The sequence below is a fragment of the Pseudomonas fluorescens genome, from assembly GCF_003732425.1.
Classification (GTDB): Bacteria; Pseudomonadota; Gammaproteobacteria; order Pseudomonadales; family Pseudomonadaceae; genus Aquipseudomonas; species Aquipseudomonas fluorescens_BE.
Genome location: NZ_MOBX01000013.1, coordinates 526889 through 541463, shown reverse-complemented (window position 1 = coordinate 541463; position 14575 = coordinate 526889). Strand labels below are relative to the sequence as shown.

Here is a 14575-nt window from a genome sequence, read left to right as displayed (position 1 = left end):
CCCGGTAGTGATTCCGGGGGTAGTAAGGTAGAGATAAGAAGAGTCGTGCCCGCCCGTCAAGAAATTGAACGATGAGCGGTAGCAGTAAAACAGGATCTGCAAGCGTTTGTTTTTCTGCACATAACTAAGTGTTTGTTTGCATGGAAAAACGCAGTGAAAGCCCCGGCTTAGAGGGTTTCAGTTACCGACAGAAGGTCTTCCGGCACTGAAAGGGCACAAGGGGTTTGAATCTGCCGCATAGGGTATTGCTGTCATTAATGCGGCTACAGATGCACTTCTACCGCCAGCGGCAGGTGATCGGACAGATGCGTCCACGGCTTGTTGCCGAGGATTTGCGGGTCATGACTGCTGGCGTTGCGCAGGTAGATCCGGTCCAGTCGCAGCAACGGAAAGCGAGCCGGATAAGTCTTGGCCGGGCGCCCGTGATGTCGCTCGAAGGCTTCGTGCAGATAATCGCGGCGGGCGAGGGCAGCATTGCCCTGCAGTTGCCAGTCGTTGAAGTCGCCGGCGATGATCACCGGCGCATCGTCGGGTAGGGATTCAAGCAACTGACAGAGCAACTGCAACTGCAATTGCCGATGGCTTTCCAACAGACTGAGGTGCACGCAGATCGCATGGACTTCGGCGTGCCCCGGCACATCGAGTACGCAGTGCAACAGGCCACGACGTTCGGGGCCGGTGATCGACACATCGAGGTTGCGGTATTCACGGATCGGGTACTTGGACAGCAGCGCATTGCCGTGATGGCCGTCAGGGTAAACGGCGTTGCGCCCGTAGGCAAAATCACTCCACATGCTGTCGGCGAGAAATTCGTATTGCGAGGTTTGTGGCCATTCGTTGTAGCGGTTCGAATGCCGTTCGTGTTCACCCACCACTTCTTGCAGAAACACCAGGTCAGCCGCGGTGCTGCGCACTGCTTCGCGCAACTCCGGCAGGATGAATCGCCGATTGAGCGCGGTGAAGCCTTTGTGAGTGTTGACCGTCAACACCCTGAGACGATGAATGACGGGCGCGTCGACAACATGACGCTTGGGATCGCTGGACACGTTCACTCCTCTGGATTGCGGGCCGCTTATTCATGCGACTGATGGGGAGGGGTGGCAGTTCCTTGCAAATCATTGGTGATGACAACCCAATTCCTGTGGGAGCGAGCCTGCTCGCGAAGGCGTCGGCAAATCCAATACATCAGTTGCTAGAACCACCGCTTTCGCGAGCAGGCTCGCTCCCACCCTAAACGGCGTCAGACAAACACGATTTCATAGGGCAGGCGCATTCTTTCGAGAAGCACTGGCGGCAGCATCGGTGCAATCCCAATCGCCGGCTCGCCCTTGAGCTGGCTGGCGTATGCATGGGTAGCGTGGCTCTTGCGCGCGACGGTCCAGGTGTCGAGGCGCAGTTTGCGCGCACGTTCCCAAGGGATCAGCTGCTGGTCGCGCTCGGGCCAGTGCCAGGCCCAGACCGGTACGTCGTGGAAGGTTGCCCCGGCTTGTTCCGCCGCCTGGGCACTGGCCCGACCTACCGCTTCATGGTCGTCGTTGCCATCGCCGCGCCAGGTGCTGAACACCACGTCACCGGGGCGCAGGTAGCGGCTGATGAATTCGGTTACCTGGTCCTGCTGATCGCACAGGGCGCTGTCCGTGAAGCCACCGCGCACCCATTTCAGGCTGTGCATCGGCAGGCCGAGACGGCGCAGGGCTTCGACGCTTTCCTGCGGGCGGAACACGCTCAGGCGTTTTTCCGACCACTGCCGCGAACCTGGATGGCTGGCGCTGCCATCGGTGATCGAGAGCAACTGCAGCGGATGACCGAGACTGGAGAGCAATTGCAGCAGGCCACCACAGGTGACCACTTCATCGCCCGGATGCGGTGCGATGATCACGGCGCGGGCGCCGGCGGGGACCAGGCTCAAGGTATTGATGACGGGAATGTTGTCCAGTTGCGCAGCGCTATTCCAGATTTGCGCCGGCAGACTGTTGTCACTGAGTGATAACGGTTTCATGGTGTGACGTCCTTGTGTTGTTTCGCCCTCAGTCGTGCATTTGGCGGTGATTGCCAGACACCAGCGACCCGTGAAGGCTGGTTGATTGCCCCGCGACGCTCCGAACCCTGGATTGCCGCGCAGCAGAGTATTGCTCATGAAGCGAAGTTCGTCGCGTCACAGATCAATCTGATCCGCTTTTTTTTGCTCCATCTGTGCCAGATTTCGCAGATAGTCACCAAAGCCACCGCGCGCACGGCTGTCGAACCGCGCGCTGGTGAGCACTTGCGGGCGATGGCTCCAGGCGATGTTGGCGCCATCCAGTTCCAGCTCCCGCACCAATTGCACATCTTCGTCGCAGGCCAGCGGTTTAAAGCCTCCGGCCCAGCGATAGGCGTCGGCGCTGATGCCCAGATTGGCGCCGTGGATATGCCGGTGGCCATCGCAGGCACGGTAATGCCGGTGATAGTGGATTTGCGCCGCTTCATCGAACGACTCGTGCCAGCGTTCGACCGTGACGGTACCGCATACCGCGTCCGCGCCCAACCCCAGTTGCGCCACCAGCCAGTCGTCGGCCACGCGACTGTCGGCGTCCGAACAGGAGATCCAGCGCGCTCCGCGTTCCAGCAACAGCTGTGCGCCGGCTGCCCTGGCCTGACCGACGTTGCGCGCGTCGACGTGCAGGCTCAGCACCGGATAGCGACTGACAATCTGCGCCGAGCGGTCGGTGCAGCTGTCGAGCACCACCAATACTTCAACCTTTTCGCCGGCCAGCAAACCGTGGCGGCTGGCGCGCATGGCCGCGCTCAGGCAATCGTCGAGCAAGTCTTCCTCGTTGTGTGCCGGGATCAGAATGCCGATCATCGCAAGCCCTCCAGTGCCGCCACGGAGCGCGGTTCGCGGCTCCACACCTCAAGGATGAAGTCCGCTTCCTGATGCAGAACCAGCCGTGGCAGATGCAGTTTTTCGTGAATCAGGTCGTGAACCTGCCGCGCATTCAGCGGACAGCGGTCGATGGGCGGACGCCAGTGACAGGCCAGGAATTGGCCGTCGGCAGTCAGGCAATCACTGGCCCGACGGATCACTTCTGTCAGATCCTTGCTATCCAGGTAGTAGCCGATCTCGCTAAATACGATCAGGTCGAATTTTTCCTCCGGCCAGTCGCCGGGAAGACGGTTTTGCCGCACTTCGGCGTGATCGAACAGGCTCAATCGAGTGCGCGCCAGAGTCACTGCCGCACTGGCCGTGTCACAGCACAACAAGCGGTCGCAACGAGCGGCCAGTTCGGCGCTCAACTCGCCGTTGGCGCAACCCGGTTCGAAGATCGCCCGGTAGTGCGGACGTGGCAGGGCGGCGAGGGTGATCGCGCGTTTGCGCTGCTCGTACCAACGCTCGCGGAACGCCCACGGGTCATCGTTGCCAGCAAACAGGCCATCGAAGTAGCGATCCTCGACACTCATAGAAACACCACTTCGAAAGGCTGCAGGAGGCGATCGAGCACATACGGCGCGAGCACCGGACCAAGTCCCGCGTCAGGATCGCCCTCCAGTTGACTGGCGAACGCGTGCACCGCGTGGCGCTTGCGTGCGACTTGCGCCGGCGTCAGAAGAATCTTGCGCGCTCGTTGCCACGGGACGAAGGCGTCTTCCGGGGTTGCCCAGTGCCAGGTCCACACCGGCAGTTCATGGCACGTCGCACCGACGCGACGGGCAGCCTCGGCACTGGCGCGGCCGACGGCCTCGTGGTCGCAATGACCGTCCTCGCTCCAGGTGGTAAAGAGCACATCATCGGGACGCAGATGACGTTCGAGGAAATCCACCAGCTCAGCTTCCTGAGCCGCGACCTGAGTGTCAGTGAAGCCGCCGCGCAGCCACTTCACCCGATGCATCGGCAAACCGAGGCGGCGCAGCGCTTCGGCCGACTCCTGCGGGCGCACCACGCTCAGACGTTCCACCGGCCAACGACTGGAACCCGGATGACTGGCGCTGCCGTCGGTGACCGAAATCAGTTGCAAAGGCCGGCCGGCCTCGGCGAGCAATTGCAGCAAGCCGCCACAACCGAGCACTTCGTCGTCCGGGTGCGGCGCGACAATCACCGCCCGCGCGCCCGGTGGCACCACGCTGAGAATATCGATGCTGTCCAGTTCCGCCAGATGCCGCGAAGCCTGCCACTGATGCAGGCTCGTGCCCTGGCCGACAATCGGATTGGTTTTCATAAGGCCCATGCCTCCGCTGAGTGTCCGGCGACCAATTGCCCGAGCGCCGCCAGATCCCGTTCGGCATGGCTCTGGCGCAGGAATACCGGCAGATCAGCGCTGAGCCGGGCAAAGTGGCGGTCCTTGCAAAACGGCCCGGCGCCGAGGGCGCGACCAGCCTCACGCATCACCTGCTCGGCAGACTGCTCGACCACCGCACGGGCACGACGGGCGAGCAATTCGGCGTTGTCCTCAGGATGGGCATCGATGTGCAAGGCGCTGAAACGCAACACATCCGCCGCTGCCTGCAAGGCGCTGTCGACCGCGCCGAGATGGGCGAGGGCGTGCGGTTCCGGGCGTTGCTCACACTGGTTGCGCAACGCGTCGGCGATTTGCCGCGCGGCGCCGTACCAGCACGCGGCAATACCGATCCCGCCCTGCCAGAAACCCGGGCGTTGCAAGTAGTCGCCGGGGTTGCCGATGGCTTGTGCTTCGGCGCCGTCGAACAACACCTCGACGCTGCCAGTGGCAGCCATGCCCACCGCTTGCCAGCCTTGCTCGGTGACGGTCACGCCCGGTTGGTCGAGGGCGACGGCGACCAGTTGTTGCTGATCATCAGCATCCCACGCGGTGAGCAAGGCATGGCTGAGCACAGCGGCCCCGGAGCACCACGCTTTGCGACCCTGCAGCGCGACCATGTGCCCGGCCGGGGTGACGTTGACCCGTGCTTGCGGAGGCTCCGCTGCCCACATGCCCCAAGTGCTGCCCGGGGTTGGCGAGCCGCCCAGTTGCTCGATGATCGCCAGCGCGTCGGTATGACCTTCGAACAATTTGCACAAACCCAGGTCATGCCCGCCGACCTCGGCCAGCCGCTGAAAGCGTTCCAGCGTGTGGCCGCTGCCCGGCAACGGCAACCGATCCAGCCCGGCCTCGACCAGCGCCCGCAGGCAATCGCCGAGGGCTACGGTGTGCGGATAATCCGCTGGACGCCGGGTCAGATAACGGTGCAGATCCATATCAGTCTTCTTCTTCACGTTGCAGTTCGAACAGCAGCAGCGAGCGTCCGGTGACCGAGTATTCGTGGCCGAAATCGAAGCGCTCCTGACCGCGGATCGACGGCTGATTGGTGTCGATCATGCAGGTCCAGAAACTGCCTTCCGGTACTTCCGGCAAGGTGAAATTGACGATGTCGTGATGGGCGTTGACCACCAGCAGCAGCGTCGCATCCGCACCTTTGCGGCGAATCCCGGTTTCCTGCGCGCGGCCGTCGAGCAACATGCCCAGGCAGCGGTTGTGCGCATCGTGCCAATGCTCGGTGGTCATCTCGGTGGCGTCGGGTGCCAGCCAGGTGACGTCCTTGACGCCGATGTCCTCGTTGTACTCGCCAACCAGGAAACGACCGCGACGCAGGATCGGGTAAGCCAGGCGCAGCTTGATCAGGCGTTTGACGAATTTCAGCAACGCCTTGCCGTCCTCGCTCAGGTCCCAGTTGACCCAACCGATCTCGCTGTCCTGGCAATAGGCGTTGTTGTTGCCGTCCTGGGTGCGGGCGAATTCATCACCAGCGACGATCATCGGCGTGCCTTGAGCGAGCAGCAGGGTGGCGAAGAAATTGCGCATCTGCCGATGACGCAGGGCGTTGATTTCGGGATCGTCGGTCGGGCCTTCGACGCCGTGGTTCCATGACAGGTTGTTGTTACTGCCGTCCTGATTGTTCTCGTCGTTGGCTTCGTTGTGCTTGTCGTTGTACGACACCAGATCGTTGAGGGTGAAACCGTCGTGGGCGGTGATGAAGTTAACCGAGGAGTACGGGCGCCGCCCGCGCTGGTTGAACATTTCGCCGGACGCAGTCATGCGGCTGGCGAAATCGGCAACCTGGCCGTCGTCGCCTTTCCAGAACGCGCGCACGGTGTCGCGAAACTTGTCGTTCCACTCGACCCAACCCGGCGGGAAGTTGCCCACCTGATAGCCGCCGGGGCCGCAGTCCCACGGTTCAGCGATCATTTTCACCTGACGCAGCACCGGGTCCTGGCGGCAGGCGACAAGGAAGCTGTGACGCTCGTCGAAACCGTCGTGATAGCGACCGAGAATGGTCGCCAGGTCGAAACGGAAACCGTCGACATGCATCTCGCTGGCCCAGTAGCGCAACGAGTCGGTGACCATTTGCAGCACGCACGGGTGGCTCAGGTCGAGGGTGTTGCCGGTGCCGGAATCGTTGATGTAGTAGCGCTTGTCGTCGGGCATCAAGCGGTAATACGAGGCGTTGTCGATGCCGCGCATCGACAGGGTCGGGCCTTGCTCGTTGCCCTCGGCGGTGTGGTTGTAGACCACGTCGAGGATCACTTCGAGGTTGGCTTCGTGCAGGTGCGCGACCATCTCCTTGAATTCAGCAATCTTGCCGCTGGCGAGATAGCGCGGGTCCGGGGCGAAAAACGCGATGCTGTTGTAACCCCAGTAGTTGGTCATGCCTTTGTGCAGCAGATGCTGGTCGTTGACGAAGGCATGGATCGGCAGCAACTCGACGGTGGACACACCGAGCTTGCGGATGTGTTCGAGGACATCGTCGACCATCAGCCCGGCAAAGGTGCCGCGTACGTTCTCCGGCACCGAAGGATGACGCATGCTGATGCCGCGCACGTGGGTTTCATAAATGATGGTCTTGTCCCACGGTACGCTGACACGGTGGTCATTGCCCCAGGTGTGCGCCGGGTCGATGACTTTGCACTTGGGCACAAACGGCGCGCTGTCGCGCTCGTCGAAACTGAGGTCAGCGTCAGGGTGGCCGATGGTGTAGCCGAACAGCGCTTCCGACCATTTCAGTTGGCCGACCAATTGCTTGGCGTACGGGTCGATGAGCAATTTGTTGTGGTTGAAGCGGTGACCGTTGGCCGGGTCGTACGGGCCGTAAACGCGGTAACCGTAGATCAGCCCCGGGTGCGCGTCGGGCAGGTAGCCATGGTAGATCTCATCGGTGTATTCCGGCAGTTCGATGCGTTCGAGTTCGACTTCGCCGGCATCGTCGAAGATGCACAGTTCGACCTTGGTGGCGTTGGCGGAGAACAGGGCAAAGTTCACCCCCAGGCCATCCCAGGTCGCGCCAAGCGGGAAGGGCAGGCCTTCACGGATTCTCGACGGCTCGGCGTGCGCGGTGGGTTCGGCTTTCGTTGGACGGGACATGATTGCTCCTGCAAAAAAACGGGATGATTCGGTTGACACTGTTCACCCTGTGGGAGCGAGCCTGCTCGCGAAGGCGTCGGCACATCCGACATCTCTGTTAGCGGACTTACCGCTTTCGCGAGCAGGCTCGCTCCCACAGGGTTTGTGGGTTTCTTGAGGACGAACGCGTCCTCGGTGGCGAGCGAACCCGCCACACAGTCATTCAGTTCAATAATCCGGTTAGAGCGTCAGATCGGCGAAGGCTTCTTCGGCGCCCGAGGCTTTTTCTCGGCGGGCTTTTCACCCGGGGGAATCACTTTTGCAGCGCTGGCCGGTTTGGCTTTGGCCGGTGGTTTCGGCTTGGCGGCCGGGGCCTTGGCCTCGGCCGTTTTGCCTGCCGGTTTGCTGCCGGCGGCTTTTGGCGGTTTCTTCGGTGCCAGGGCTTCAGCTTCAGCAAGCTTGCGCGCCATCTCCCAGTGGCGCGCTTCCTGACCATCAGGCTGACCTTCCGATTCCCAGATTTGATAGGCGAATTCGCGGATGCGTTTATCGTCGGTACTCATCGCAATGCTCCTGAACTGAACTCATGCTTGTGTTAAGTGTTGGATAAAGAGATTGACCGGGACATCCCCCAGCGCGTCGCTGATATTCAGCTCCCTGTTTTTTGTGACTGCGCGGCTTGAAAAAAGTCCCTTCAGGTTTATCTCAGAGGCGGCGAACGGTAGAACCACCCGCGTATCGCCCCAGCGCAGCGCATCGACCTGAGGTACAGCACCGTTTTCCAGCAGGGTGGCGCAACGGACCGGCACGATCACGATGGCCTGCTTGCCCTCGTGCTCACGGGCAAACGCGAGCACGTTGTGCGCCTGACTGCCGAGTACTTCCAGGGCCTGGTAGCTACCCCGGCGGAACAGTTCGGCATGCTCGACGCGCAGGTTCAGCACTTCGGCGATCAAGGCTTGCTTGATGCGCCCGTCACGCCAGTTCGCCAACAAGTCCTGAGGAGGCAATGGCTCCTGCAAGGCCTGCTCACGAGCGCGGTAATCCACCGGCCGGCGATTGTCCGGATCGACCAGGCTGAAGTCCCAGAACTCATTACCCTGATACAGATCCGGCACCCCCGGCACGGTCATGCGCAGCAAGGTTTGCGCCAAACCATTGAGCGCGCCGGCCGCAGCGATGCTGTTGACGGTCTTGCTCAGCGCGGCGCGCAGCAGCTCGCCTTCCTCACCGGTGAGGAGCTTTTCGGTGAACGCTTGCGCGGCATTTTCATAGGGTTCGCTCGGCGCGCTCCAACTGCTTTGCAGTTTGGCTTCACGCAGTGCTTTCTGTTGCCATTGCCAGATGCGCTTGGCGTAGTCGGCGAAACCCGCCTGATCGTCGTCACGCAATTGCATCGGCCAACTGCCCAGTAACGCTTGATAGAGAATCAGCTCATCGCCACTCGACGGCATCTGATCGTCAACCCGCACCGGGCGGGCAAGGGCGCGCCACAACTCGATCTGCTCCGCGTACCAATGGCTGCGCTCACTGAGCACGGCCAGACGGGCGCGGGTGTCTTCGCCGCGCTTGTGATCGTGGGTCGCGGTGGCCAGCAAGTTGTCGGGGAATTCCCTCAGCCGTTGTTGATTGACCGCATGAAAATCGCTGAGCGGGGCGCTGAACTGCTCGGTGTTGTAACCGACGTCGTTGCGCGACAGCAGCACGGCCGAGCGATACAGCGCAGTGTCTTCCACGGCTTTCGCCGCTGCCGGTGAGGTCAGCTGCTGAAAGCGCACGCAGGCATGCTTGAGAATCTTCCGCGAACGCCCGCGCGGTTTGCGCCGCCACGGCGTGCCGCCAAGCCAGGCGGCGACGCAGTCGAGCACCGGCCAGTCGCCTTCGCCGAGTGTCTGCCGGGCACCGTCCATGGCGTGCTGGAAGAATTTCTCGTCCTGCTCGGAGCGGCCCGTCGCGCTTATATACGTGCGATAGACCGGGAAGTGCACGATCAGCGCCTGCAACACCCGGCGGATCGCGCCGAGGGTCAGGTCGCGGGTCATCAGGTCATCGCGGGCGACTTGCAGCAGGGCCTGAGCGACGCTTTCGCAATCACTGGCCAGCGAGCCGTTGAGGATCTGCTGACGGGCCAGTTGCGCTTCCTCGATGAACGCCGCCGGGCGTTCGGTACGCCGCTGCCAGAGGTCGCCGAGCACGTATTCGCCGTCCGGGTCGTGTTGCAGCAGCGACAGCTGATTCATGAATTCATAACCGGTGGTGCCGTCCACCGCCCAGTCGCGGTGCAGGGTTTCGCCAGCGCCGAGGATCTTCTCGACGTAGATCGGCAAATGCCTGCCCGGTGCCAGCAGATCAACCCGGCGCCGCAGTTTGCGGCAGTAACCGCGCGGGTCGGCGAGGCCGTCGATGTGGTCGATGCGCAAACCGTCGACCAGCCCTTCGGCAATCAACTGGAAGATCTTGCCGTGGGTGGCTTCGAACACTGCCGGGCGCTCGACGCGTAGCCCACCGAGTTCGTTGATGTCGAAAAAGCGCCGCCAGTTGATGTCGTCCGCCGCCGTGCGCCAACTCGCCAGACGATAGCTCTGCCGCTCGAGCAACTGATGCAGCTTGTGGAAGCCTTCCTCGGTGGTCGAATCGTAGTGCTGCAGGTTGTTCTGGATCGCTTCGAGGATCTGTGGATCGCTCGCTTGTTGCTGCAATTCCTCTTTCAGCGGCATCGCCAGTGAATGGGCATCGGTCTGATAGCTGAGGGCGCCAAAGCGATCAGCCAAAGGCTTCAGCGCCTCCGCGGATTTCAGCAACTCAGGGTAATCATTCGGGCAGATCGGGAAGTGATGGTCGTAGTGCTCGACATGGAAACTGCCGGTCTGCGCGTTGAAATGCAGTTTCAGCGTGCCTTCCTGCAAGGCCACGCCGTAATCGCTGCCGAGGAACGGCAGCAGCAATTGGCCTTCCATCAGCGGATCCGGCGAGTGCCACTGAATGTCGAAGAACTCGCCGTAAGGGCTCAGTCGCCCCCATTCCAGCAGGTCAAGCCACCAAGGGTTATCGCTGCCACCGACCGCCATGTGGTTGGAGACGATGTCGAGGATCAGGCCCATGTTGTGTTCGCGCAGGGTGCTGACCAGACGTCGCAACGCCGGCTCGCCGCCGAGTTCCGGGTTGACTTGGGTCGGGTCGACCACATCGTAGCCGTGCATGGAACCGGCCCGCGCCGCGAGCAACGGCGAGGCGTAGACGTGGCTGATGCCGAGCCGGGCGAAGTACGGCACCAATGGCACGGCCTGTTCGAGGGTGAAGCCTTTATGAAATTGTAGGCGCAGTGTCGCGCGCAGCGGTTGGATGAGCGCCTGATTCATTGGTCACGCTCGGCAGCCTGCAGGCGCGCGCACGCGAGCAATTCCAGACGGCGCGCCGCATCCGCGCCATCGAGCAGCGCTTCACCGGTGCCGGGCAAGCGCCGTGACCAGTTCGGATGGGTGTCGATGGTGCCCGGCAAATTGGACTGCTCATTGATGCCCAGCGCATCTTCCAGCGGCAACAGCACCAACGGCGCACGGGTGTGGCCGAGGAAACGCACAGCGGCATCGACCACTTGATCGGCCTCGTGGGATTCCTCGCGAAAGTTTTGCGGGTCCTGGCTCAACGCGTTGCGCAAGCCTTCGCGCTCACGCTGGCGGTGATGCCGCCATTCGATTTCACCGTTGGCATCGACGAACCCCAAGCGGGCGTTCCAGTCGATATCGCGGCCATGCCACCAGCCGTTGAGCGTCGGCAGATCGTGGGTGCTGGTGGTTGCCAAGGCGTTGTCCGGCCAGTCGAGAATCGGTTTGAAAAAGGTGTTGTCCTGCTCGAACAGCAGCACGCGCATGCCGAGCATGGAGCGGGCGATAAGCTTTTCACGCAGGCCATCCGGCACAGTACCGAGGTCTTCACCGAGGACGATGGCCTGGTGGCGGTGGGACTCAAGTGTCAGCAGGCGCAGCAAGTCGTCGACCGGGTAATACAGGTACGCGCCATCGGCCGGCGCCGCGCCGTTGGGGATCACCCACAAGCGTTGCAGGCCCATGACATGGTCGATGCGCAAGCCGCCAGCGTGGGCGAAGTTGGCGCGCAGCATGTCGATAAAGGCGCGGAAACCATTACGGATCAAGCCTTCGGGCGAGAAAGCAGAGATGCCCCAGCCCTGGCCTGAACGATTAAGAATGTCCGGCGGTGCGCCCACAGTCAGCGAGGCGAGCAGTTCATCCTGAAAGCTCCAGGCCTGACTGCCGGCGCCATCGGCACCCACCGCCAGATCGGCGATCAGGCCAATGCCCATGCCGGCACTGCGTGCGGCGGTTTGCGCACGCTCCAGGCAACGGTGGATCAGCCATTGGCAAAAAGCGAAGTAGCCGATGCGCTCGGCGTATTCCTCGGCGAATGCTTCGAGCGCCGCGCCGCGTGGGTCGTGCCAGTGTTCCGGCCATTGCCGCCAATCGAGGTTTTCGCCACGGGCGTCGCGCATTTCCTGAATCGCTTCGAAACGGCAGTGGTTTTCCAACGCTTCGCCACCGGCGTGGCGGAAACTGGCGAAGTCCGGGTGCAGCGGATGCTCACCGGCGATGAATCCTTCGTACAGGGCTTGCAGGAGTTTTTGCTTGGCATCGGCGGCGCTCGGCCAGTCGATCAGGGTCAGGTCTTCCAGTTGCGCGAACTGCTCGGCCAGCCCGGTTGCGTCGATGGCATCACGCAAGGCGCGTTCACCGAGAATCGCACCGGGGGCGGCGTACAGGGGATTGAGAAACAGCCGACTGGACGGCGAATAAGGGCTGTAGCGCCCGGTATCGGCGCTGAACATGGCGTGCAGCGGGCTGATTGCCAGCGCATCGGCGCCACGTTCACCGGCCACGCGGACCAGATCTTCCAGCGCTTGGGTATCGCCGAAACCGCCGTCGCCGGGGCGGCGCAGGGAATACAGCTGCGCACTCAGGCCCCATACGCGGGGAATCGGGTTATCGACCGCGTCGCCAACGCTGAAGCAGCGCTCCGGGGCCACGGCCAAGGTGAAATATTGATCGCCGATGTGCACCTGTTGATAGCCGACCGGGATCAGCCCCGGCAGTATCGCTTCAGAGTCGAGTTTCAGGTTCAGCCGCGAGCCGTCTTCAAGGTGGATTTCACACGGCGTTTGCGGGGCGAAGTAGCGTCCCAGATCGAGGCCGACGCCGACATCGCTGGTCAGCAGCGGCGGCAAGTGGCGGTCTTGTTGAACAGCTTGCAGTTCCAGCAGGCTGGCATCGATTTCCTGCGCGGTGCTGGCGGGGTGGCCGAGCCCGATAAGGACATTGCGCAGCACCGCCGGAGCGACTTTTTGCGGGCGGCCGTTGGCGTCGATCCAGTCGACGGCAAGGCCGGCGCGGCTTGCGAGTATTTCCAGTTGCGCATCGCTCATAGGCGCTCTCCATCCAGAGGTTGCAAAGGGGTTGCGGCCGTGAGGCTGACAAGCGCGCAATACGCGGGCAGTTCGCCCGATTCCGATAGATCGACACTGGATGGCTGTTGAAACAACCACACGGCCTCGGTCTGTGGAGGGTTGACCACTGGCGTGTCGCTGAGGTTCAGGTCAATTCGCAGCTCGCTGCCATTGCCCAGGCGCCAGCGCGCACTGACCGCGCCATAACCGAGCATATGGGCGCCGAGCGCTTGTGTGCCGGACAGATGGGGAATGATGTATTGATGGCGAAATTGCAGCAGCTTCTGATACAGCGCGAGGGTTTCCTGCTGTTTCACGCTGCCATTGCCGATCAACCTGGGCTGTGCGGCGTGGAAGGTTTTTTCGGCGTTCGGGTCGGGAATCTGCTCGCGTTTGTGCGGATCGGTGAAGGCACTGAACGCGGCGAATTCATTGCGGCGGCCCTCACGCACCAACTTGGCCAGCTCACCGTGGTGACTGGTGAAAAACAGGAATGGCTGCTCGGCGGCGAATTCATCGCCCATGAACATCAGCGGAATCATCGGCGACAGCAGTAACAACACGGTCGCTGCCTGCACGGCGCGCGGATCGGCCAGCTGATGCAGGCGCTCACCAAACGCGCGGTTGCCGATCTGATCGTGGTTTTGCAGGAACAGCACGAACGCCGTGGAGGGCAGGTGTTCGCTGGGCTCGCCGCGGGGTTCGCCGTGGCGGGTGATGTGCCCCTGGAAAACAAAACCCTGACTGAGGCAGCGCACCAATTGTTCGGTGGGCTGGGCGGCGTAGTCGGCGTAATAGGCGTCGGTTTCGCCGGTGAGCAGGACGTGCAGGGCGTTATGGCCGTCGTCGTTCCACTGCGCGTCGTAGTCGTATTCCAGCAGGCTCGACTGGTTGAGTTCGTTTTCCACGGTCAGCCAGACATGACGACTCGGGTCGATCTGCGAGCGGATGCGTTGAGCCATTTCCGTGAGGAAATCCGGGTCTTCGATGGCATGCACGGCGTCGAGGCGCAGACCGTCGAAGCGGTATTCGAGCAACCACATCAGCGCGTTTTCGATGAAAAATTCCCGCACTTCGTCGCGACGGAAATCGATCGCTGCGCCCCACGGCGTGTGCTTGTCTTCGCGGAAAAAGCCTTTCGCGTAACGATGCAGGTAATTGCCGTCAGGGCCGAAGTGGTTGTAAACCACGTCGAGAATCACCGCCAGACCGTGACCGTGGGCGCTGTCGATCAGGTGTTTGAGTTGTTCCGGCGTGCCGTAGGAGGCTTGCGGGGCGTAGGGCAAAACACCGTCGTATCCCCAATTGCGTTCGCCGGGGAACTGCGCCAGCGGCATCAGTTCGATGGCGGTGACGCCCAAGCCTGCAAGGCGCGCCAGATGTTGTTCGACTTCCGCGAAACCCCCGAGCGCACCGACGTGCAACTCGTAGATCACCGCTTCGCTCCATGGCCGACCGTGCCAGCCAGTATGTCGCCATTGATAGGCCAGCGGATCAACCACCACGCTGTGGCGGTCGAGGTCGCCATCCTGCGCTCTGGAGGCCGGGTCCGGCACCTCCAGTTCGCCGTCGATGTTGTAGCGGTAGCGGGTGCCCGCCGGACAGCGGGCCTTGATCACAAACCAGCCGTCTGCTTGGGGTAGCATCGGCAGCGACTGGCCGTTTTCAAGTTCGACACTCACGTAAAACGCATCCGGCGCCCATAGCGCAAACTGCGTGTGTTCGGCGTCCAGCATGATCGCGCCGTGGGGCCAGGTTTCAGTAGACCGTAACGGCATCGTGGTGAACCTCC

Annotated in this window: 11 protein-coding genes; all 11 read right to left on the bottom strand. The window is 62.2% G+C overall.

What is annotated here, in order from left to right:
- Window positions 1–263 precede the first annotated feature (263 nt).
- On the bottom strand, window positions 264–1046 hold the full coding sequence (locus tag BK670_RS12835; RefSeq protein ID WP_123450083.1) for an endonuclease/exonuclease/phosphatase family protein: 783 nt from the start codon (window positions 1044–1046) through the stop codon (window positions 264–266).
- Window positions 1047–1240: 194 nt separating this feature from the next.
- Window positions 1241–1999 (bottom strand): PIG-L deacetylase family protein, encoded by a 759-nt coding sequence (locus tag BK670_RS12830; protein WP_123450082.1) that lies wholly within the window; start codon window positions 1997–1999, stop codon window positions 1241–1243.
- 156 nt (window positions 2000–2155) lie between these two features.
- Entirely contained in the window at window positions 2156–2842 is a 687-nt protein-coding gene (locus BK670_RS12825) for a glycosyltransferase family 2 protein (RefSeq protein ID WP_123450081.1), read from the bottom strand.
- Window positions 2839–3438 carry an SAM-dependent methyltransferase gene (locus BK670_RS12820; RefSeq protein WP_123450080.1) on the bottom strand — a complete coding sequence of 200 codons (600 nt, stop codon included), beginning with the start codon at window positions 3436–3438 and terminating at the stop codon, window positions 2839–2841. The genes BK670_RS12825 and BK670_RS12820 overlap by 4 nt, the downstream gene beginning before the upstream one ends.
- On the bottom strand, window positions 3435–4193 hold the full coding sequence (locus BK670_RS12815) for a PIG-L deacetylase family protein (RefSeq protein WP_123450079.1): 759 nt from the start codon (window positions 4191–4193) through the stop codon (window positions 3435–3437). The genes BK670_RS12820 and BK670_RS12815 overlap by 4 nt, the downstream gene beginning before the upstream one ends.
- Window positions 4190–5188, bottom strand: coding sequence for an acyl-CoA dehydrogenase family protein (locus BK670_RS12810; RefSeq protein ID WP_123450078.1), 999 nt, complete (start codon window positions 5186–5188; stop codon window positions 4190–4192). Before BK670_RS12810 ends, BK670_RS12815 begins: the two co-directional genes overlap by 4 nt.
- A gap of 1 nt (window position 5189) precedes the next feature.
- Entirely contained in the window at window positions 5190–7349 is a 2160-nt protein-coding gene (gene glgX, locus BK670_RS12805; protein WP_123450077.1) for a glycogen debranching protein GlgX, read from the bottom strand.
- 227 nt (window positions 7350–7576) lie between these two features.
- Window positions 7577–7891, bottom strand: a complete 315-nt coding sequence (locus tag BK670_RS12800) for a DUF2934 domain-containing protein (protein WP_123450076.1) — start codon at window positions 7889–7891, stop codon at window positions 7577–7579.
- A gap of 21 nt (window positions 7892–7912) precedes the next feature.
- Window positions 7913–10687 carry a malto-oligosyltrehalose synthase gene (locus tag BK670_RS12795; protein WP_123450075.1) on the bottom strand — a complete coding sequence of 925 codons (2775 nt, stop codon included), beginning with the start codon at window positions 10685–10687 and terminating at the stop codon, window positions 7913–7915.
- Window positions 10684–12762 (bottom strand): 4-alpha-glucanotransferase, encoded by a 2079-nt coding sequence (gene malQ / locus BK670_RS12790; protein ID WP_123450074.1) that lies wholly within the window; start codon window positions 12760–12762, stop codon window positions 10684–10686. The genes BK670_RS12795 and malQ overlap by 4 nt, the downstream gene beginning before the upstream one ends.
- Window positions 12759–14561, bottom strand: coding sequence for a malto-oligosyltrehalose trehalohydrolase (gene treZ, locus BK670_RS12785; RefSeq protein ID WP_123450073.1), 1803 nt, complete (start codon window positions 14559–14561; stop codon window positions 12759–12761). The genes malQ and treZ overlap by 4 nt, the downstream gene beginning before the upstream one ends.
- Window positions 14562–14575: the final 14 nt, after the last annotated feature.

Excerpts from the sequence above, each read along its gene's own strand:
- BK670_RS12825 (WP_123450081.1), bottom strand. The coding sequence starts at position 2,842 with ATGATCGGCATTCTGATCCCGGCACACAACGAGGAAGACTTGCTCGAC.
- treZ (WP_123450073.1), bottom strand. The coding sequence starts at position 14,561 with ATGCCGTTACGGTCTACTGAAACCTGGCCCCACGGCGCGATCATGCTG.
- BK670_RS12800 (WP_123450076.1), bottom strand. The coding sequence starts at position 7,891 with ATGAGTACCGACGATAAACGCATCCGCGAATTCGCCTATCAAATCTGG.
- BK670_RS12820 (WP_123450080.1), bottom strand. The coding sequence starts at position 3,438 with ATGAGTGTCGAGGATCGCTACTTCGATGGCCTGTTTGCTGGCAACGAT.
- malQ (WP_123450074.1), bottom strand. The coding sequence starts at position 12,762 with ATGAGCGATGCGCAACTGGAAATACTCGCAAGCCGCGCCGGCCTTGCC.
- BK670_RS12830 (WP_123450082.1), bottom strand. The coding sequence starts at position 1,999 with ATGAAACCGTTATCACTCAGTGACAACAGTCTGCCGGCGCAAATCTGG.
- BK670_RS12815 (WP_123450079.1), bottom strand. The coding sequence starts at position 4,193 with ATGAAAACCAATCCGATTGTCGGCCAGGGCACGAGCCTGCATCAGTGG.
- glgX (WP_123450077.1), bottom strand. The coding sequence starts at position 7,349 with ATGTCCCGTCCAACGAAAGCCGAACCCACCGCGCACGCCGAGCCGTCG.
- BK670_RS12810 (WP_123450078.1), bottom strand. The coding sequence starts at position 5,188 with ATGGATCTGCACCGTTATCTGACCCGGCGTCCAGCGGATTATCCGCAC.
- BK670_RS12795 (WP_123450075.1), bottom strand. The coding sequence starts at position 10,687 with ATGAATCAGGCGCTCATCCAACCGCTGCGCGCGACACTGCGCCTACAA.